A 20066-nucleotide genomic window follows, 5' to 3' on the forward strand; every position below is an offset into this window, starting at 1 on the left:
GGTATCCGTCGCCATCCGGCGATGCCGGCGTCCGCGCCGATCGTTGTCCGGTTCAGACCACGGTGAGGACCCGCGCACCGTCGGCGGTGACGGCGACGGTGTGCTCGGAGTGCGCGGTGCGGGAACCGTCCGCGGAACGGATCGTCCAGCCGTCGGGGTCGGTCACGATCCGGTCGGTCGTCCGGGCGAACCAGGGTTCGAGAGCGAGGGTCAGGCCCGGCTGCAGCCGGAAGCCGCGGCCCGCCCGTCCGGCGTTGGACACATGCGGGTCCTCGTGCATGGTGCGGCCGAGTCCGTGCCCGCCGAATTCGGTGTTGACCGGGTACCCGTGGGCGTGGGCGACCGCGCTGATCGCCGCGGAGATATCGCCGATCCGGTTCCCGGGTGTCGCGGCCGCGATCGCCGCGTCGAGGGCTTCCTCGGTGGCCCGTACCAGCCGCTGATCCTCGGCGTCCGGCGTGCCGACGATCACGGTGCGCGCGGCATCGGCCACCCAGCCGTCGATACTCAGCGCCAGATCCATACTCAGCACATCGCCGTCGCGCAGCGTGTAATCGAACGGGAGCCCGTGCAGTACCGCGTCGTTCACCGAGAGGCAGATCGTGTTCCGGAAAGGACCGCGACCGAACGAGGGCGCGTAGTCCCAGTAGCACGACTGCGCGCCACGCCGCCGGATCTTCTCCCGCACGATCATCTCCAGCTCGAGCAGGTTCACCCCCACCGCGGCCGTCGCGCCCACCTCCGCCAGGATCTCGGCCACGAACGCCCCCGCGACGCGCATTCGTTCGATCTCTTCGGGCGTCTTCAGCTCCACCATCACAACCTCCACCATCTATTGGTATTTCTATACCGTCATTGCGGTACTTTAATACCACTCCTATTCTGGACACCATGGTCCGCCTCCCCCTGACCCCTACTCAGATCGATTCCGGCCGCCGCCTCGGAGTCCGGCTGCGAACAGCCCGTGCCGAACGAGACCTCGCCGACGTGGCCCGCGCGGCGGGTATCTCCCCCGAGACGCTGCGCAAGATCGAGACCGGCCGACTGCCCTCCCCGGGGTTCGGCACGGTGGTCTCCCTCAGCCGCGTACTCGAACTCCCCCTGGAGGAACTCGCCGGGATCTGGACAGCCGACAACCTCGCCGAATCCGCCTGACCCGACCGATTCGCCGCCGAGCGCCCGGCACGGACGACCAGCCGCGGCCGGGCGCCCGGAGATCCCGATCGGCACGATCCGTCACGCCGACGCCGCCGCTCCCGCGGCGACCCGCATCACCGACGCTCGACCCCACGCTCTCCGGGCGAGCCGGAACCCTCTTCTCCTCGGCCACCCGCGCCGGAGCGTCGGCGCCGGCCGCCGGTCCGGGCTCTGCCGAACCGCGCCGGACGCCCCCTTCTCCGGCCCGCACAGCGTCCTGGACCTGCCGGGCTCCCGCCGCATCCGCCTCGGTCAGTTGCCGCGGCCCCGCCTTCGTTCCGGTGTCGATCAGGTCGCCCGCGTCGGCACGAACCTTCCGGACATAGGTCTGGATGTAGTCCGACAAGCGGCCCGCGAACGCGAGGTACTCGTCTGCGACCCGTGACACCAGCGACCCTTCGAACCGTCCGACAAAAACACACCGGTCAGTCTACTAAAACGAGCATGATCAACTTTAGAACGCGCTTATACAGGGCCGCTATCAGCGGGAACATCAGTTTCGGCAGCCGCATCGAGCGTCTGGGCGCCCTGCTGAAACCCGCTCCCGAGACGTTCGGGCATTATCGTCCGCGCCCGCTGAGGCCGGGATCCGCGGATTCACCGCACCGCTGGATCGCGAACTACACGCCCTCGCCCCGGACGACGCCGCGACCGCTCCCGACCCGATTCGGCCGAAGCTCAGATGACGGTGAGTACATCGTCGAGTGTCACCAGCGACAAGTTCCGGGCGCGGATGATGTCGACCAACTGTCCGTAGCAATGAGTGACGGGCGGAAAATTCGCGTGCCCGATCACGATCGTCTGCGGGTTGAAGTACTTGTGCGCACATTCCAGCAGGTACTGCTCGGTGATCAGGCCGGAGTCCGACAGCGAGCCGTACCACATGGCCGGCACGGTGTAGCCCAGGTCGGCGGCGATCCGATCCACCGTGTCGTTGTGCCGTCCGAACGGCGGACGATAATAGGGCGCACCGGTGACACCGAAAGTATTGTGCAAGAACAACTTACAGCGCGACAGTTCGTCGGCCACCGCCGATTCCGCGAGAGTGGTGAGGTCGGCGTGCGCCCAGGTGTGATTGGCGAGCTGGATCTGACCCGCGTCCACCAAGGGGCGCAGTTCGTCCCGGTGGATATGCCAGGAGTCGTAGCAGGCGGTGACGAAGAAGGTGAATCGCGCGCCGGTGTCCTTCGCGAACCGTAGGTAGCCGCCGACGACCTCCGGGCTCACGCCGTCGTCCACCGTCAGCGCCATACTGCTACCCGGACCCGGGAGCGCGGTGAGGGTGGACGGCGGAATCGGGGTACGCGGGCCGCCCGGAGGCGGCGGGAGCAGCGGCTGCCGCACCGGGGGCGGGGCCGCCGCTACCGGAGCGTCCGAAACCTCCGTGACCGCCGACTCGCCCTGAGCCGAGGTACAGCCGGTCAACGCCACGACGGTGCCCGCGGCCATCATCGACAACATCGAACGCCTGTCCATCGTCACCCCGATCCCCTCGCATCGCGCTACCGGATAGACCCACTGACGTGCCGTTTCGCGTTCGGGACTCTACCGGCCGCATCCGAGCGCGAGGCAGACCGCCACGCGGGCGATCCAGGGGTCGCACACATCTCGGATACCGCGATCCATGTCCACCGAGGGAGGTCGGGGGCGGCCGTGCCGGGATCCGGCAGGCCCCCGTGCTACGAGTTGTCCGCGAGACGTGAACGCACTGCTTTCGACAGCCCCCGCAGGACCAGATCATAGGAATGGTCGATCATCTCGCGGAGCTCGTCGTCATCGAGGGAGCCGTCGAGCTCGACCGTATTCCAGTGACGTTTGTTCTGGTGGTAGCCGGGCCGGACCGACCGATGACGGGCCCGCAACTCCAGCGCCAGCGCGGGGTCGCATTTCAGATTCACGGTGCCCCGCGCACCGTCGAGACCGACGAGCGCGAACATCCGCCCGCCGACTTTGAATACGGCGACACCGTCGCCGAACGGATAGTCCTCGATCGCCGCGGGAAATCCGGTGCACAGCTCGAGCACCTCGTCCCGAGTCATGCTCGCACCCCGATCCTTTCGCCGCGGCGCCGATTCCGTCGTCCGCCGCCCCGACGCTGTTCCGACAGCGTACGCCCGCCACCCGGTGGAAACGGGGCGCGGGGCGCGATCGGCGACGAGCCGATTTCTGCCGGCTACGCAACGAATCGAGTCATCTCGACGAGTGCCCCTCAGCCCCGATTTTCGCCGGAAGGTAGCCGACGTCGACCACGCACCTGATCAAAGGCCAGAATGCTCGGCTGATGACCACCGATCTCGTCATCTCGGTCGACGCGGCGGCCGGGATCCGACGCTGGTGCTCTTCTTCACCGACGGCGGATTTCGCGAGAAAGCCAAGATCAGCGCACTCGTGCGCGAGGCCTCGGCACTGCCCGCCTTCTGGCAGTTCGTCGGTCTCGGCGACGCCGATTGCGGAATTCTCTGCAATCTGGACACCATGACCGGACGCCGAATCGACAACGCCGGATTCTTCACCGCCGACGATATCGACGCCATGACCGACGCCGACCTCTACCGTCGGCTACTCGGCGAATTCCCCGACTGGCTCCGCGCCGCGCGGAGCGCGGGAATCGTGACGTGAACCCGATAGACCGGCGAACAAAAGCTCCGGCGGCGACCCGTGCCTCTCGTCCCGCCGGAGGAGACATGGTGACCGCGTACTCTTCCTGACACGCACAGCGCCGGGAAGGCCGGTGGACGCGCCCTACTCGGCGACGATGATCTTGCCTCGGACGTGGGCAGACAAGAGCTCGGCATAGGCCAGCGGCGCTTCCTCCAGGGAGAACCGCCGACCGATGGTGGACGGCAGAGTTCCGGCTATCGCCTGCGCCGCCAACTGATCCAAGTCCCCTGCGCGTGCGCGGCTCAGCACCGTCTCCACGGCGATATCCGCGCGTTCGAAATCAGCCGGGTCGGGGCTGGGGAACGCGGCGTTGAGAAGCCGCCCACCCGGCCCGAGTACATCGGCGACCGCGACGAGCGCGGGGCCGGGTAGCGCCAGGTTCACGACCACGTCCACTCCGCGCGGATACCGCCGCAAGGTTTCGGCGACGGTGTCGACGGCTCGGTAGTCGATCGTCTCGGCAGCACCCAGAGCTCGCAGATAGCCCTGGTCTTCGGGCAGCGCGGTCGCGATCACGTGGAGTCGCGCCGCCGTCAGCAGCGGAACCGCCGCGCCGCCCACGCCGCCTGCGGCGCCGATCACCAGCACCCGTTCGCCGGGCGCGAAACGGCCCGCGCGCACCAGCGCCGCGGCGGTCAGCCCAGGGATCGGCAGAGTGGCCGCGTGGTCCGCGGCCAGTCCGCGCGGCCGGTGCGTGAGCGCGGGGGTGTCCGCCTCGAATACGGCGTACTCGGCCATCGTGCCCGTGGTCAGCGACGGCGGAGTGGACAACATCGCCGCCATCGCCGCTGTCGCGCGGGCCAGTCCCACACCGAACACTTCGTCGTCGACCGCGAAGCGGGTGACACCGGCGCCGAGCTCGGCCACCGTGCCCGCGAAATCACTGCCCGGTATATGGGGAAATGACAACGGCGCCACGTCTTTCATCACACCGCTCAGCGTGCGCAGATCGGCGGGGTTGAGCGCCGCCGCACGCACCGCGACCAGCAGCTGTCCGGGTCCCGGTCGCGGTACCGGGACATCCTCGACGGACAGCACCGCCGGTGATCCGTACTCCCCGGCAATCACAGCGCGCATCAAGTTGACCATGTGGTCATATTGCCACATAAGGTGACCATGCGGTCAAGCTGCTCTAGGATCGGGATATGCCCCGCGCCGACGCCGCCCGCAATCGCAGCCTCGTCATCGATGCGGCTGCCGTGGAACTGGCCGAGCGCGGGATAGAGGTCTCGATCGCACGGATCGCGGCACGGGCCGGAGTCGCCAAGGGCACCGTCTTCAATCATTTCCCCACCAAGGAAGACCTGATCGCGGCCATCTTCGCCGATCAGTTGGCCGCATTGTCGGCCACCGGGGAGGCTCTGCTGACCCAACCCGACCCAGAGCGGGCTCTACTCGAATTCATCATCGCCGGCGCCGAATTACAGGCCGGCGATCGCTCGCTCTGCGCGGCCACCGCGCGCGACCACCCGGCCGTGCGGGCGGCGGCCGACCGACTGGCCGATATCGCCGAGCGCCTCACCGCACAGGCTCGGCAGACCGGCGCGATCCGACCGGATATCACCGGCCGCGATATCGTCCTGCTACTCGGAGCTCCCGCCGTTGTCGCCAGCCCGCTCGCCGGCGCGCGACCGGACCTCTGGCGTCGCTACCTGCACCTGATCCTCGATGCATTGCGCCCGGAAACCGCCCGGCCCCTGCCTGTCGCTGCGCCGACGAGCGAGGATTTCACCCTCGCGTCGAACATTCACGGGGTCGGTTCGCCATAAGTTGGTGCGAATCGGCGGGGGCGACCGCCGACGGCCGTGGCGCGGTCGGCGCCGTCAGCGATATCTCCCGGAGCGGCATCGATCACCGCGTCCAGAATTGTGCGCGACCCTTCCAGATCGGCGATGGCGGCGGTGATGCGGGCGCGCTCCCGCCGTAGGTCTGCGAGCAGGTCCGGGCAGGTGGGGACCAGCCGTTGTTCGTCGGCGCGCAGACAGGGCAACACCGCGGCGATGGTCGCCGTATTGAGCCCGGCCGCCAGCAGCTTGCGGATCCGGCGCACGGTATCGATATCGCTGTCACGGTAATCGCGGAAGCCGCCCGGCCTGCGCACCGGGTCGAGCAGTCCCCGCTGCTCGTAGTAACGCAGCAGCCGTTCCGGTACGCCCGTGCGGTGGGACAGTTCTCCGATTCGCATGTGACCTCGCCCATCCACGCTTGACTCTGACATCCATGTCAGAGTTTAGCGTCCTGTTCATGAGGAACGGTTACGCGATCTTGGGGTCGCTGTGCGCCGGCGTTTTCGTCGTCGGCACATCGGAGTATTCGGTCGCCGGCTTGCTACCGCAGCTCGGCGCTTCGCTGGGGGTTTCGGTCGGCACAGCCGGTCAGGCGGTGACCGCGTACGCGCTGGGCGTGGTGATCGGCGGGCCGCTGGTCGCGATCGCCACCGCCCGGCTGCCGCGCAAGGGCCTGGCAGCGGGGCTGATGGTGCTGTTCGCGGTCGGAAGCGCGATCAGCGCCTGGGCGCCGACATTCGCTCTTCTGCTGGCGGGGCGGGTGGTCTCGTCGCTGAGTCATGCGGCCTTCCTGGCGGTCGCGTTGGTGATGGCCGCTCAGGTGGTGCCCGCCGACCGGGTGGGACGGGCGATCGCGGCGGTGGCGTCCGGATTCACCGTCGCCACACTGTTGGGGGTCCCGCTGGGATCCCTGCTGGGCGAGTGGGCCGGGTGGCGAGCCCCGTTCGTGGTGTTGACGGTGTCGGCACTGGCGACCGCTGCTCTCCTGGTCGTCATGCTGCCGAAGCAGCCCGCGCCGAGCACCAGTATCCGGGAAGAACTGCGGGTGGTGACGCGACGCCCGGTCCTGCTGTCGATCGCGACGACTGCGGTCGGATTCGCCGGCGTAGCCACGGTATTCACCTATATCGCGCCGGCCCTGACCGCGCTCTCCGGATTCTCCGCGCCCGTGGTGTCGGCGCTGCTGTTCGTTTACGGGGTCGGCAGTTTCGCCGGAAACCTGGCGGCGGGACGACTGACCGACCGGTCGTTGAGCGCGACCGTACGCGGCGTCTTCGGCGGGCTGGCCGGGGTTCTTGCCATGTTCCCGATCGCCATCGTGTGGCAGCCTTCGGCCGTACTGATCGTGCTGCTCCTGGGCTTACTGGCGACGGCGACGATCGCGCCGTTGCAGGGCCTGATTCTGCAATACGCGGGCACCGCCCCCACGTTCGCGGTCACGGTGAACGTGGGGGCGTTCAATCTCGGCGCCGCGGCGGGATCGGTGCTGGGCGGTGCGATAGTCGCCGCGGGCGGACTGCGCTGGATCGGTTTCGCCGCGGCCGCACTGAGCGTGGCCGGGCTCGGGCTGTCCTATCCGGCCATCCCGAATACCCCCCGGCCCGCGCAGACCGCGGCGACGGAACCTGTCACCGCCTGAGCGCGCGGCAACGGCCCACCCACGACCGACACCGAGCGCGCCGTCCTGCCGGCGACGACCCCGGTCCCGGGACCGACCCCGGTCCTGGGACCGACCGAAACCGCAGCCGAGTTCCTATTCTTCTGCGCCCCAGACGATTATCTGCGCGCGATAGGTTCCGGCGACACGGTCGGCCGCGAGACCGCTGACGAACGCGAACCTGTTCGCGGCCGTCTTGACGCAGAAGCGGCTCTCCTCGGTGATCGGCAGTGTTTCGACGCTCTGGGTGGAGATGAGTTCCGAGCATTGCTCGCGGGTCGGTCGCCCCGGGTTGTTCCACTGAGCGACAGTAGGTTTGGTGGTGAGGAATCCGCCGCCGAGTCCGTAGACCTCGGCCGGTGGGAAATCCTCGGCAGACGATGCGCTGTCGTAGTCCACCCACATGCTGGCTCCGGTGTTACTGGACAGCACCCGGGGCGGGTCCGCGTCCAGATCGAGGTACGTCAGGTTGACCGGGCCGGAATATCGGACGGGATCCGCGACCGGAGCAGTCGTCGTCGCGGCAGCGCTCGAGGTGGTCGACTGCGGAACAGAACTCGGGCCCGGGGCCGCGGAGATCTCGGACGAGGTGGTGGAGCCGCACTGTACGGCCCCGAAGAGGACGGCGACGAGGGAGACGCCGGCCGCAACCACGGCGGCGATCGCACTCACCGCTGTCCAGAATTCCGTTCGGGTATGCCCGAGGATGCGGCGCTCGGCGGCCTCGCCTCCCGCGGGCGGCGGGGGCTCCGGCGTGCTATCGGTCGGCATTCTCTCTGTCCCCCTGAAATTTACGCGGCCATCGACCGACCCTCGACCGGCGTCGGCGCATAACCCAGTTCGAAACGGCCAGTTTACCGAGAACCGGTTCCGGTGGCGGTCGCTCGGCCGGAGGAAGGCCAGGGTTTCCGTTGGAAGCCGCGACACCGAAACCGGTATTTCCTCGCAGGATTCGAACTGGCAGAGCCCCATCACTGCGCCCAGCGGTCGCCGAGACGCACCACGCTGTATCTGCGAAGCGGGCTCGCCGTATCGCGTCGGCGAACACGATCCGAGTGGGAAGATCGTGACATGACGGTTTGCACCGAGGGTGTCGTGTCGGCTGACGGCACACGCATCGTTTTTCACGCGCAAGGGGCCGGGCCGGCAGTGGTGATCGTCCCCGGCGCGCTGGTCACCGTGGACACGTATCTGGAGCTGGCCGAGCTGCTGGCTCCGGATTACCGGGTCATCGTGGTCGAGCGACGTGGATACAGTCCGAGCGGAAACGGCCCGCGCCCAGCCGAGTTCGCCGCGCAGGCCGCCGATCTGGCGGCGGTCCTTGCCGCAGTCGGTGAACCCGCTTTCGTCTTCGGGCATTCAGCGGGTGGCCTGGTCACTTTGGATGCGACGCATCGGGATCCGTCGATGGTGCGGCGTCTCGCGCTGTACGAGCCCCCGGCCGCGCTCGCCGGCCCCCCGTTGACGCCGACGCTCGAGCAGATCCGGCAGCATATGGCCGACGGGCGGCCCGCCGACGCGATCATCGAATTCTTCACCGCCATCACCGTTCCCGTCCCTCCCCGCGCGGCACTGCAACCGCTCGCGGACGCTCTCGCTTTCCGCGCGTCCGGGTTGGTCACCGACCTCGAATGCCTGACGGCCATGGACCCCGACATCACCTCGTGGTCGGCGATCGAATTGCCCACCCTGCTGCTCGCGGGCGAGATCACCGACCCCTACGGCACCGACAGCGTCGAACTACTCCAGGCAACGCTGCCCAATGCCCGCACCGTGACCTTGCCCTCACAACGGCACCACCCCGACGACATCGGCGCGGTGGCCGGCGCGCTGCGCGGATTCTTTCGCTGAACAAGGGGTGATCCTGTCGTGCCGAAATGTGACGATGAGCTACACCGGTCGCACACCCGGCATGGATCCGGGCCGGATGCGCGGCAACGGTCGGTAACGCTCAGTGTGTGGGGCGTTTGGGAGTAGTGGGCTTCTTCTTGCTGTTGTTGTGCTTTCCGTCGCTGTCCGGTTCCCATTCGTAACCCGGGGTCGCGTTCTCGCAGTAGGAGTTGGCCACTTTCGTATCGGTGGCGTCGAATTCGCACCAGCGGTCCTTGCCGCAGGCGGCCGAGCCGAGGCCGGCCGCGAGGGCGATCACTACGGTGCCGGTGACAATGCGCAGACGGGAGCCGGAATACATGTTCTCTCCTGGGTTTTCGATGGGAGGATCACCCGCGCGACGACGGGTCAGGCAGTGAGGCGGAGTCGCGCGAGGACGGCGCGATGGTCGGTGCCGGCGACGGTGAGAGTACTGATGTGGTCGGTGCTGCCGCCGGATACCAGAATATGATCGATTCCGATCAGCGGACCCCAGCTCTTGTCGGCCGGATAGGTCAGCAACCGGCCCGCACCGGCTTGTTCCGCGGCCGCGGCGAAACCTCCGCTCACCAGTCTGCGGAAGGCGGCGTGGTCGCTCGTCGCGTTGAAATCGGCGCCGACCACCGCGGGCCCCTCGGCGGCGCGCAGGATCGAATCGACAGCAGCCATCTCCTTCGCCCATTGCCCGGCGTCGACGGTCGGCGGGAGCGGGTGGAAGGCGTAGACCGAAACCGGTCCCAGCGCGGGATGGGTGAGCGTGGCGGAGAGATTCGCGAGCACGAATTCCTGATGTCGCACGGTGTCGGACAACGGGTATCGGCTGTAGATGCCGGTACCGCCGCCACCGAACCCCGGATCCAGATACCGGTACGGCAGTAACGCATCGATACCGTCGGCCGTGAGCCGTTCTACCGCCGGCGGGGTGAGTTCGTCGACGGTGAGCACATCGACCTGCCGTTCCCGCACCGCTGTCACGATCGCGGTGGTATCGGCACCGCCGAAGAGCAGGTTCGATTGCAGGATCACCAGGTCCGTGCCCGCCGCCGCGCGGCCGTCCGGAACGAACAACGGCAGCTGGGTCCACAGCACACCGGCGAGCACGATCCCGGCCGCGAGAACGCTGCGCCAGCCGCGGGCCATCAGGAAAAGGAGCAGCGCGGCCAGGGCGCCGAGCATCAGATATGTGGCGCCCGACGCCAGCAGCACGAGTTCACGCCGCTGCCAGCCACCGAAGTAGAGCGCGATGCCGAGCACACCGGCGAGCAGCGCACACCACCCCGCGCCGAGCAGGATCCGGCGAATCACTGTGTGCGTCATACCCGCAAATCTATCCGGCGCGCTCGCGGAAACCTTTCGAGAACCTTGGCACCGCGTCGGAGCGGACCTGATGCGGACCGCCTGTCGTTCTGTTCACGGCGCTCGGCCTCGCCGGAAACCGCCGTTGTCGAGGACGACCGGGCCCGGGGTCACGTCACCGGGCCGATCCTCGCCGCGCCCGCGGTACCGGCAGGTTCCGGCCCGGCTTTCGAGCCCGCATCCGGTCTCTTACCGTCCTCCTACCACTCGCGGTCGGCACCGGCGCAGGACGCCAGTTCCCCACACCGGATCGCTCACAACGCCCCGCCCGCGTCGATCAGCTGGGTGGTCCCGGTGATGTAGCGGGCGTCGTCGGACACCAGGTGCAGGACCGTGGCGGTGATGTCCTCCGGCTCCAGGGCCGCGACGGGCAGCCGGTTGAGGGTGCGGGCCGCCTCTTCGAAGTCGGCGCGGTCCGGGCTCGCCAGGTCCGGGCGGAAGAGCCGATAGGTGGCGTCGTTGAGGATCATCTCCGTGGCCACGGTCGTCGGGTGTACGGTGTTCACCCGGATATTGTGCGGGGCGAGCTCTTTGGCCAGCACCTTCATGAGCATGACCAGCCCGGCCTTGGACGCCGAGTAGTGCGCGGTGTTCTCGTTGGCATAGATGGCGGCCAGCGAACTCGTGATCACGACGGCGCCGCCGCAGCCCCCGTCGATCACTCGCGGCACCGCGGCTTTGAGCGATTTCCACACTCCGGTCAGGTTGATATCGATCATGTCCTGCCAGACGTCTTCGCTCATCTCCAGGGTCGGGGCCGGGCTGGATATTCCGGCGTTGGCGATGACGATATCGAGCCGCCCGAAGGCTTCGGCGCCTTCGGCGACCGCGGCGGCCAGGGCCGGATAGTCACGGACATCGGCGTCGCGGGCGATGATGCGGCGACCCGTGGCCTCGACCAGCTGCACCGTCTCCGCGAGGTCGCCGGCGCCGGCGAGAGGGTAGGGCACGCTGGCGACCTCCGCCGTCGTGTCGACGGCGATGATATCGGCGCCTTCCTGGGCGAACCGCACCGCGTGTGAGCGCCCCTGCCCCCGTGCGGCACCGGTGATGAATGCGACTTTGCCGTCCAGTTTGCCCATGAGCTGCTCCGTATCCGCGATGAGTGATCGCCGCCGTCCGTCCAGCCGACAATATGACAGTGACTGCCGAAAGTCACCACCCGGTGCCCACTGGTGGCAACCCCGGCGCAACCCGCCACGCAGGGCGATGGCATATGATCTTGGTGCCCGCAATGCAGCGGAACCGGCCGAACCACTTCCCGGGTCAACGTTTCCCGTTCACCCACATCGTTTTCTGCCGACTTGCTTGGAGCAATCCATGACCACGCCGCCCGACCCCGTGCCGCCTCCCGTGTCACCCGGACGAGGCGATGAACAGCGTGTCGCACTGCATTCCCCCGAATTCGCCGCCGATCCGCACCGCGCCTACCAGGAGATGCGCGAGCGCTACGGCGCACTGGTCCCGGTGGAACTGGCGCCCGGCGTCCCCGCGACACTGGTACTCGGGTACCGCGCCGCGCTGCGAATTCTCAATGACCCCGACCGCTTTCCAGCCGATCCGCGGACCTGGGAGAAGACCGTGCCGGCGGATTGCCCGGTGCTGCCGGTGCTGCAGTGGCGTCCGAACGCGCCGCGCAGCAGCGGCGCCGCGCACGCCCGCTACCGGGGCGCCACCACCGCGGCCCTCGCCGGGGTCGACCTGCACGCGCTGCGCGGCACCGTGGAACGCTTCGCGGTGCCGCTGATCAACTCGTTCTGCTCGTCCGGTTCGGCCGATCTCGTCGGCCAATACGCGTTTCCGCTCACCTTCGAGGTCATCAACGCCGTGCTCGGCTGCCCCCCGGAGATCAGCGAACGGGCAGCCGCGGCGACAGCCGCGATCTTCGACGGTGTCGACTCCGAAAAGGGCAACCAGATGTTCGGGGAGGCGGTACAGGAACTGGTGGCGTCCAAGAGCACCGAGCCGGGCGACGATGTCACCACCCGGCTCCTGCGGCACGCGGCGGGGCTCGACGAAACCGAGATGACGCACCAGGTGGTCGCGCTGTACGGCGTCGGTATGGGGCCGATGCAAAGCCTGATCATCAATACCCTGTGCCTCATCCTGACCGACGACAGATTCGCCGACGAGATGCTCGGCGGGGTCCTGCCGACCCGGGACGCACTCGACGATGTGCTGTTCGACGACCCGCCGCTGCCCAATGCCAGTGTCACCTACCCCAGGCAGCCGGTCCTGATCGACGATGTCTGGCTGCCCGCCCATCAGCCCGTGGTGATCAGCCTCGCCGGATGCAACAACGACCCGGAGATCCGCGCCGGCGACCACAGCGGTAACCGCTCGCATCTGGCGTGGGGCGCTGGACCACACGCCTGCCCGGCCCAGGACACGGCCTATCTGATCGCCCAGGAGGCGATCGACCAACTGCTCGACGCGCTACCCGATCTCCGCCTGGCGGTTCCCGTGCAGGATCTGACGTGGCGGCCCGGGCCCTTGCACCGGACGCTCGCCGAGCTACCGGTCGCGTTTCCGCCGACGCCACCGCTGCCGATACTCTGACGCAGCCGTCGGGCCGCAGTCCGAGATCGGCCGCGCCGCCGTGGGATCCGGACCGCCGCGCGGGCTAGCGGGAGACCAGATCGGACGCCTTCGCACGCGGTGCCGGAACGAATCTCGGAATGTAGCGGAACATGACCCCCGCCCCGGCCGCGGAAACCACGCCCAGCGTCGCGACCGCGACACCGAGCGCGACGACGGTGGCGGCGGCCCCGGCGGCCAACGGCCCGAGGAACATGCCGAAATCGTGGGTCAGCCGCCAGGCGGCCAGGAACTCCGCGCGCGTCGCCGCCGGCGCGATATCGGCCCCCAGAGTCATGATCACGCCGTTGCCGAAACCGTTGCCGATACCCATGACCACCGCCACCGCGCCGATCGACCACATATCGTGGGACAGCGGGAGCAGGAAGTACGACACCGCGATGATGATCAGCGACGGGACCGCGATGAACCGGCGACCGTAACGGTCCATCAGCTGCCCGGCCGGATATGAACACAGCAGATCGAATGCGGCGCCGATGCCGAACACCAGGGAAGCCGACGCGGCATCGAGCCCGATGTGGTCGGCCCACAGCGGCAGCGCCGCCTCGCGCGAGGCACGGGCCGCGCCCATCAACAGCGAGCCGACCCCCAGCGTCGTCAGCAGCCGGTGATGGCGGCGCAGTATCGTACCCAGCGAAACTCCGCCCACCGGCGCGTCGTGCGCCCGGGGCGGATCGGCCACCCGCGACATCAGATACCCGGAGACGACGACACCGGCGAGCTGCACGGCGAACCCGCCGCGGGTCCCCAGGCCGAGAATCATCAGCGCGCCCGCGAACGGCCCGATCAGGAAGCCCAGCCGCCACATCAGCGCGAAGGTCGCCATGGCGCGGGCCCGCATCTCGGGCGGCACCACCTCGGCGAGATAGCTCTGCCGGGCCAGTCCCCACACCGCATTCGACACTCCCGTCAGCAGCGCCCCCACCGCCAGTACCGCCGGTGTCCAGGCCAGCAGCGAGAGCAGCACGCCGCAGGTCCCGATCACCGATCCGGCGATGATCGACCGGCGCTCACCGAACCGGGCGACCACCCGGCCTGCCGGGAGGTCGCCCAGTACCGCGCCGAGTCCGACGAGAGCGACGATCACCCCGGCCACACCCACGGAGGCGCCGAGGTCGCGGGCGGTCAGGGCGATCACCGGCGAACCGGCGCCCTGCCCGATCCCGAACACCGCGGACGGAAAGAAGACGGTGGGTAGCAGGGGTCGTAGCGTTGTCCAGGTGGAGGTCATGCGATCGACTCGGTCGATCCCCGGCCCTACCCCGCCACCTTTCCGTCCGGTCCCGCGTTCTCCGGGTAGGTGCCGTTGGCGTACGGGTTGAACTCGTTGGTGTAGATGTCCTGCGCGGACAGCTTCCCGCCCTCCACGTCACCGTTGCGGACCAGCCAGTCGACCCACAGCTGGATCTCCTGCTCGCGCACCACCCCGCCGGGCCCGGCGACACCGGTGCTCTTCCAGTAGTCGGCCTTGGCCGGGCTCTCCCCCTCGCGTCCGCGCCGGGCGATGATGTCCTTGAACTTCGCGATCACCTGGTCACGTGGAGTGGTCTGCGCCCAGCGGATGGCCCGCGCGGTGCCCTGGGTCAGATCGGCGACGGCGTCGCGGTTACGGGCGAGGAAATCGTCCCGGACGATGTAGGTGCCGTAGCTGAAGGCGCCGAAGAGCGCGCCGTCGGTGAACAGCGGCCGGATCCCGCCGCGGGCCACCGCCTCGTCGCGCCAGACGTCGAAGAGGGCGACAGCGTCGATCTGGCCCTGCCGCAACGCCGTTTCCGCGTTCACCGGCGGTACCACGGTCAATTCCACCTGGGCGATCTCGTCGTTGGACAGCCCCTGCCGCGCGAGCCATTCCCGCGCCACGAATTCGTGGTGTGCGCCCAGCGTGTTCACCCCGAATTTCTTGCCGATCAGATCCCGCGCACTGCGGATCGGACTGTCCTCTTTCACGTAGTACCCGGTGAAATTCTCCTGATCCGAGCCGTAGTAGCTGATCAGGGAGGTGACCGGGGAGCCGGCGGCGGCGAGTTTGACCACCGCCCCGTTGAACGCCCCACCGATATCGGTGGCGCCGGTGGCCGCGGACTGGATGTCCTGCGGGCCGCTGGTCGTGTTGCCGACCCATTCCAGCGCGACCTTGTCGAAATAGCCCAGATCGGCCGCGAGTTCGGGGTAGGTCACCTGGCTGGCCCAGCCCTGATACCGAATGACCGTCCTGCCGTCCTCGGTGGTCCGGGGTTCCGACGAGGTGCCGCATGCCGACATCAGGGAGACCGCCGCGAGCAGCGCGAAGAGTAGAGCCGGCACACGTTTACGCATTGCGTGATCATGACGATCACCCCCGCCGGGGACGAGGATTGCACTACCCGCGATTCCAATCGTTGTCCGGCCCGGGCGGGCGGGTGCAGCCTGGCATTCGTCACTGTGACCCGCGATGAGCCGAGACAGCCGCGCCGTCGCCGACGGAACGAGGGTTCGAATGACCGATGTGTACGAGCTGAGCACCGATGTTCTCGTGATCGGCGGCGGTCCCGCCGCGACCTGGGCCGCCCTGCGGGCCGCACGGGACGGCGCGGATGTGGTGCTGGCCGACAAGGGTTACTGCGGAACCAGCGGCGCCACCGCCTCGGCCGGGACCGGGGTCTGGTACGTCCCGCCGGACCCGATCGAGCGCGAGGCCGCGATCGCGAGCCGCGCGAGCCTGGGCGGCTATCTGGCGGATCGACGCTGGTCGACGCGCGTCCTGGACGAAACCTTCGCGCGGCTGAACGAACTCGCCGAAGAAGCCCGCTACCCGTTTCCGGTGGGACCGGACGGCCGGCAGCTGCGCAACGGCTTGCAGGGCCCGGAATACATGCGGCGGATGCGGATCCGCGCGCGCCGTGCCGGTGTGCGGATCCTGGACCACAGCCCGGTCACCGAATTGCTGGTCGATACGGCGGGCGCTGTCGCGGGGGCTGCCGGGTATCGGCGTCAGGCCGGGGAGGACTACCGGGTCCGGGCCGGGGCGGTGGTATTGGCCACCGGGGGTTGCGCATTCCAGTCGAAGGCACTGGGCTGCGATGTGAACACCGGCGACGGCGCGCTTTTCGCCGTGGAGGCCGGCGCGGAGTTGTCCGGGATGGAATTCTCGAACGCCTACGGCATCGCACCCGAGGGGACGTCGGTGACGAAAACAGCGTTCTACCATTTCGCCACCTTCTATCGCGCGGACGGCACCGTACTGGAGGGGGCCGGCGGCCGCAACCGCTCCCCGATCGCCGCGGAACTGCTGTGCGGCAAGGTGTTCTGCCGCCTCGACCGAGCCGATGAGCCTGCCCGCGCGGCGATGCGCCGGGCTCAGCCGAATTTCTTCCTGACCTTCGACCGCCTGGGCATCGATCCGTTCACCGATAAATTCTCGGTCACGCTGATCGCCGAGGGCACAGTGCGCGGTACCGGCGGCATCCGCCTTGTCGCCGACGATTGCGCGACCGGTGTCGCGGGCCTCTACGCCGCTGGTGACGCCGCCACCCGCGAGCTGATCTGCGGCGGGTTCACCGGCGGCGGCAGTCACAATGCCGCGTGGGCGATCTCGTCGGGGACCTGGGCGGGCGGCGGCGCGGCGGGGTATGCGCTGTCCCTGGGCGCGGGTGCTGCCAGGCGACGGGTCAGCGGAATCGGGGAGGCGGGCGCCCGGCCGGAAGGTCCGCGGATCACCGGCGACGCGCGCGCGGTGGTGTCCGCTGTCCAGCGTGAGGTCCTCCCCTACGACAAGAATTATCTGCGACGCGGCAGTGTGCTCGCCGATTCGCTGTCGACATTGGACGAGATCTGGTCGGATGTACGTGATTCGCTCGGCGGCGACGGCGCCGAACGGGTGCGCACCCGGCAGGCCGCGGCGATGACCGCGCACGCCCGCTGGATGTACCACGCGGCCCTGGCCCGCACCGAAACCCGCGGAATGGCGAAGCGGCTCGATTTCCCCGATCAGGACCCCGATCAGCAGTATCGCCTGATCACCGGCGGCGTGGACCAGGTCCGGGTCCGCCCGGACCACGCGGCCGTCCCGGCGGGAGCGGCGTCGTGATCGAACTCGTCTCGGCGCAGCGCTGCATCGCCTGCGACAAATGCATCGCCGTCTGCCCGACCAATGTTTTCGACCGGGGCGCCGACGGTATACCCGTGATCAGCCGGCACAGCGACTGCCAGACCTGTTTCCAGTGCGAGGCGAACTGCCCGGCCGACGCCCTCTTCGTGTCGCCGCGGACGACCCCCGAGCCCGAGTCCTCGGCCGCCGGGGATCAGGACGAACTGGTCCGTCGCGGCCTGCTCGGCAGCTATCGGGCGCAGATCGGCTGGGGTAAGGGGCGCAAACCCGGCACCCTGGAGGCAGTCGGACCCGCACTCCAGCCGAACGGGACACCGCTCACCAGCTGACCCCACGCCACCCGGACCCGGTGCGGCGGCGAACCCCGTGGCCGTCCTCTACTCCGCGCTCGCGGCGATCGCCTCGCTCTGGATGCGCTCGAATTGCGCGCCCATCGCCTCGGCCAGTGCGGTGGCGGCCGACAGCGGGCGCACCATCACCATCAAGTCGTCGATCTTGCCGTCCTCGTCGAAATGCAGGAAATCGCAGCCGGTGAGACGTTTGCCGGCGACCGTCGCCTCGAACACCAGGGCGTGATCGCGACCGTTGGGGTCGGCGATCTCCCGGATGTAGCGGAAGTCCTCGAACACCCGCAGCACCCCGCGCAGGATCGCCGCGGTGAGCGGTTTACCCGGGTAGGGCCGGAAAGCGACCGGACTGGTGAACACCACGTCATCGGCCAGCAGTGCCTCCACGGCGGCGATGTCACGGTTCTCTACGGCCTTGCGGAACGGATGCATCCAGAACCTCGCATAGTCGATTCGTCGTTCAGGTCCCCCGAACGCTAACCAGCTCGCCCGGGTGCTGTCCACGGCCGCCGCGAACTCCTCAGCCGGCCGTATGCGCGAGGACGGCGTCGGCCAGTTCCGCGTGCACCTCCGGCGGCAGGGTGTGGCCCATGCCCGCCACGATCCTCAGCCGCGCCCCCGGGATCTGCTCCGCGATGATTGCACCGTGTCCCGGCTTGACCGGCTCGTGGCTGCCCTCGATGACCAGGGTGGGCGCCTGCACCCGGTGCAACACGCCCACCGGCTCGAAGTCCGGCCCTGCCGCCGCGGCCAGCCGGTGATTGGCCACCGCTGACAGGTCGCGGGCCCGGTCGTGGACCCGCTCCTGCAGCCGACGCGCGGCGTCTTCGTCGAACGGCAGCCCGGTTCCGTGCAGCAGACGCTGCTCGGCGATCATGCCGTCGATCCGGTCGCGCCGATTCTCCGGCGGCGCGGCGGCAAGGAGCGCGCGGTAGAAGGCCACGAACTCCGGTGCCGGCTCGGGCAGGCTCCCTGCGGGTTGCGGTTGCCCCGTCAAGGCCCGCATGAGCACCTGACCTTCCCCGCCGCCGAGCGGTGAGGAACCGATCACGGTCAGCGAGCGCACCCGCTCCGGCCGTTCCACCGCGACGAACTGACCGAGCAACCCACCCGCCGACTGGCCGACCAGGTGCGCGCTGTCCAGGCCGTGGGCGTCCAGTACGCGGTAGACGTCGTCCTTGATGTCGTGCCACGTATACGGCTCGGCCGCGAAGTCGACGGTGCCCGACCGTCCGGTATCGCGGTGGTCGTACCGGATCACCCGGCGGCCTCCGGCGACGAGGCCGCCGACGAACTCGTCCGGCCACAGGATGCCCTGCGACATCGACCCCACGATCAACAGGATGGGCGGGTCCGTCACGGCGCCGATCTCTTCACTCCAGATTTGCAGTTCCTGCATGCTCAAAGCTGTTCCTCTCGGTAGAACTGCCGGTGGCTCCGGTCGCGGCTTCCCGACGTGATCCGGTTCGTGCCATCGGCCCCGAAACCTCGGGTACTCCAGCCGGGTCGCTACCGGTTGCCGCGCCGGCTGTTCCGGGGCGAACCTCGCTCGGCGCCGACGGCCGCCCGCGGCGGTACGGGATGCGCCACGAAGCGCTGCCGGCTGTTTCGAATCGGGTAGGTGCTGTGCTGCTTGCGCATATCGGTGGGCCTTTCGTGAAACCGGCGGGGGCCGGCCATCAGCGGGACGGTCGGAGAGCCCTCCACATCCTTACCGCGTCAGTTGTAGTACTATGCTCGAAGTGGTTTGAACCGTAGTACTACAGATGGAGTGGTGTCAAGTGGTCCGCACGAATCCCGAACGCCGCCAGGCGTTGCTGGACGCATCGATCGAAGTCCTGGCCCGGGACGGGGCCCGCGGACTGACGTTCCGCGCAGTGGACAAGGAAGCCGAGGTACCCGCCGGGACCGCCTCCAATTACTTCGCCAACCGCGACGCACTACTCGTCCAGGTGGGGCACCGGTATTACGAGCGATTGATCCCCGATGAATCGGCCATGGCGACATTGCGGGGACCACGCTCCCGCGAGACCGTCACCGAACTCATGACCGAGGTCGTCGGGCGCGTCACCCGCTTCCGCACCGGCTATCTCGCCCTGCTCGAGCTCCGGTTGGAAGCCACCCGGCGACCCGAACTACAGACCCTGCTCACCGAGCGAGTCCGCGCCGATCTGGACTTCAATATTCGCAACCATCTGGACTACGGCATGCCGGGCGACGAGAACACCGTCGTACTGCTGTTCCTCGCCCTGAACTGGCTCATCCTCGAACGACTCACCCTGCCCGGCGTCTTCACCGAAGAACAGGCGAACGAACTGGTGCGAACGGCCGTGGCACGCGCGATTCCCGCCGCCGACAACCCGTGACTCCAGCCCCCGCGCCGCCGGTAACCCGTAACCGCAGACTCCGGACTCGGCTCGACCGCCACCGGAAGGGCCGGACACAAGCCCATGACGACCGAGGCGGACCGGGGCGGGCCCCGCGGCCTCGCCGATCACATCTCGGGC

General features: G+C 68.6%; 22 protein-coding genes. 9 read left to right on the forward strand and 13 right to left on the reverse strand.

All coding sequences use genetic code 11. The annotated features are described in order from the left end of the window. Positions 1-52 precede the first annotated feature (52 nt). On the reverse strand, positions 53-817 hold the full coding sequence (gene map / locus OG804_RS11390; protein WP_328398327.1) for a type I methionyl aminopeptidase: 765 nt from the start codon (positions 815-817) through the stop codon (positions 53-55). 74 nt (positions 818-891) lie between these two features. On the opposite strand from map, the gene OG804_RS11395 reads away from it, so the two are divergent. After that, positions 892-1155 (forward strand): helix-turn-helix transcriptional regulator, encoded by a 264-nt coding sequence (locus OG804_RS11395; protein WP_328396665.1) that lies wholly within the window; start codon positions 892-894, stop codon positions 1153-1155. Positions 1156-1875: 720 nt separating this feature from the next. On the opposite strand, the gene OG804_RS11400 is transcribed toward OG804_RS11395, so the two are convergent. Then, on the reverse strand, positions 1876-2673 hold the full coding sequence (locus OG804_RS11400; protein WP_328398329.1) for a polysaccharide deacetylase family protein: 798 nt from the start codon (positions 2671-2673) through the stop codon (positions 1876-1878). A 203-nt stretch (positions 2674-2876) separates the two neighbouring features. After that, positions 2877-3236, reverse strand: a complete 360-nt coding sequence (locus OG804_RS11405) for an MmcQ/YjbR family DNA-binding protein (RefSeq protein ID WP_328396667.1) — start codon at positions 3234-3236, stop codon at positions 2877-2879. Between OG804_RS11405 and OG804_RS32335 the strand changes: the two genes are divergently transcribed. Next, entirely contained in the window at positions 3235-3816 is a 582-nt protein-coding gene (locus OG804_RS32335; protein WP_442941797.1) for a VWA domain-containing protein, read from the forward strand. The two genes, OG804_RS11405 and OG804_RS32335, sit on opposite strands and share 2 nt — an antisense overlap. Before the next feature lie 123 nt (positions 3817-3939). Here OG804_RS32335 and OG804_RS11415 read toward each other — a convergent pair whose 3' ends face one another. After that, positions 3940-4935 carry an NADP-dependent oxidoreductase gene (locus tag OG804_RS11415; RefSeq protein WP_328396669.1) on the reverse strand — a complete coding sequence of 332 codons (996 nt, stop codon included), beginning with the start codon at positions 4933-4935 and terminating at the stop codon, positions 3940-3942. A gap of 68 nt (positions 4936-5003) precedes the next feature. Between OG804_RS11415 and OG804_RS11420 the strand changes: the two genes are divergently transcribed. Further along, positions 5004-5627: a TetR/AcrR family transcriptional regulator gene (locus OG804_RS11420; protein ID WP_328396671.1), complete on the forward strand. Its 624-nt coding sequence runs from the start codon at positions 5004-5006 to the stop codon at positions 5625-5627. On the opposite strand, the gene OG804_RS11425 is transcribed toward OG804_RS11420, so the two are convergent. Beyond that, positions 5606-6043 (reverse strand): MerR family transcriptional regulator, encoded by a 438-nt coding sequence (locus OG804_RS11425; protein WP_328396673.1) that lies wholly within the window; start codon positions 6041-6043, stop codon positions 5606-5608. The genes OG804_RS11420 and OG804_RS11425 overlap by 22 nt on opposite strands. Before the next feature lie 59 nt (positions 6044-6102). Here OG804_RS11425 and OG804_RS11430 point away from each other — a divergent pair, with 59 nt between their 5' ends. Next, positions 6103-7284 carry an MFS transporter gene (locus tag OG804_RS11430; RefSeq protein ID WP_328396675.1) on the forward strand — a complete coding sequence of 394 codons (1182 nt, stop codon included), beginning with the start codon at positions 6103-6105 and terminating at the stop codon, positions 7282-7284. Positions 7285-7398: 114 nt separating this feature from the next. On the opposite strand, the gene OG804_RS11435 is transcribed toward OG804_RS11430, so the two are convergent. Continuing rightward, entirely contained in the window at positions 7399-8073 is a 675-nt protein-coding gene (locus tag OG804_RS11435; protein WP_328396677.1) for a hypothetical protein, read from the reverse strand. 378 nt (positions 8074-8451) lie between these two features. Here OG804_RS11435 and OG804_RS11440 point away from each other — a divergent pair, with 378 nt between their 5' ends. After that, positions 8452-9153: an alpha/beta fold hydrolase gene (locus tag OG804_RS11440; protein ID WP_328396679.1), complete on the forward strand. Its 702-nt coding sequence runs from the start codon at positions 8452-8454 to the stop codon at positions 9151-9153. Positions 9154-9253: 100 nt separating this feature from the next. Here the strand turns inward: OG804_RS11440 and OG804_RS11445 are convergent, their stop codons facing one another. From OG804_RS11445 to OG804_RS11455, 3 genes are all read right to left on the reverse strand, one after another. Further along, on the reverse strand, positions 9254-9493 hold the full coding sequence (locus OG804_RS11445; RefSeq protein ID WP_328396681.1) for a hypothetical protein: 240 nt from the start codon (positions 9491-9493) through the stop codon (positions 9254-9256). A 47-nt stretch (positions 9494-9540) separates the two neighbouring features. Then, entirely contained in the window at positions 9541-10488 is a 948-nt protein-coding gene (locus OG804_RS11450) for an endonuclease/exonuclease/phosphatase family protein (protein ID WP_328396683.1), read from the reverse strand. 293 nt (positions 10489-10781) lie between these two features. Continuing rightward, complete coding sequence (locus tag OG804_RS11455; protein WP_328396685.1) at positions 10782-11609, reverse strand: mycofactocin-coupled SDR family oxidoreductase; 828 nt, start codon at positions 11607-11609, stop codon at positions 10782-10784. Between the two features lie 238 nt (positions 11610-11847). Here OG804_RS11455 and OG804_RS11460 point away from each other — a divergent pair, with 238 nt between their 5' ends. After that, entirely contained in the window at positions 11848-13086 is a 1239-nt protein-coding gene (locus tag OG804_RS11460) for a cytochrome P450 (protein ID WP_328396687.1), read from the forward strand. Between the two features lie 64 nt (positions 13087-13150). On the opposite strand, the gene OG804_RS11465 is transcribed toward OG804_RS11460, so the two are convergent. Continuing rightward, positions 13151-14356 carry an MFS transporter gene (locus tag OG804_RS11465; protein WP_328396689.1) on the reverse strand — a complete coding sequence of 402 codons (1206 nt, stop codon included), beginning with the start codon at positions 14354-14356 and terminating at the stop codon, positions 13151-13153. Positions 14357-14382: 26 nt separating this feature from the next. Then, positions 14383-15441 (reverse strand): ABC transporter substrate-binding protein, encoded by a 1059-nt coding sequence (locus OG804_RS11470; protein ID WP_328396691.1) that lies wholly within the window; start codon positions 15439-15441, stop codon positions 14383-14385. A 160-nt stretch (positions 15442-15601) separates the two neighbouring features. Between OG804_RS11470 and OG804_RS11475 the strand changes: the two genes are divergently transcribed. Beyond that, the gene (locus OG804_RS11475; RefSeq protein ID WP_328396693.1) at positions 15602-17191 is read left to right on the forward strand and encodes an FAD-binding protein; all 1590 of its coding nucleotides are present in this window, start codon (positions 15602-15604) and stop codon (positions 17189-17191) included. Next, positions 17188-17541, forward strand: a complete 354-nt coding sequence (locus OG804_RS11480) for a ferredoxin family protein (protein WP_328396695.1) — start codon at positions 17188-17190, stop codon at positions 17539-17541. Before OG804_RS11475 ends, OG804_RS11480 begins: the two co-directional genes overlap by 4 nt. Positions 17542-17589: 48 nt before the next feature. Here OG804_RS11480 and OG804_RS11485 read toward each other — a convergent pair whose 3' ends face one another. Further along, the gene (locus tag OG804_RS11485) at positions 17590-17991 is read right to left on the reverse strand and encodes a nuclear transport factor 2 family protein (protein WP_328396697.1); all 402 of its coding nucleotides are present in this window, start codon (positions 17989-17991) and stop codon (positions 17590-17592) included. A gap of 88 nt (positions 17992-18079) precedes the next feature. Further along, on the reverse strand, positions 18080-18958 hold the full coding sequence (locus tag OG804_RS11490; RefSeq protein WP_328396699.1) for an alpha/beta fold hydrolase: 879 nt from the start codon (positions 18956-18958) through the stop codon (positions 18080-18082). Between the two features lie 382 nt (positions 18959-19340). Between OG804_RS11490 and OG804_RS11495 the strand changes: the two genes are divergently transcribed. Next, the gene (locus OG804_RS11495; RefSeq protein ID WP_328396701.1) at positions 19341-19925 is read left to right on the forward strand and encodes a TetR/AcrR family transcriptional regulator; all 585 of its coding nucleotides are present in this window, start codon (positions 19341-19343) and stop codon (positions 19923-19925) included. Positions 19926-20066: the final 141 nt, after the last annotated feature.

Source organism: Nocardia sp. NBC_00416 (assembly GCF_036032445.1).
In the GTDB taxonomy this organism is placed as follows: Bacteria; Actinomycetota; Actinomycetes; order Mycobacteriales; family Mycobacteriaceae; genus Nocardia.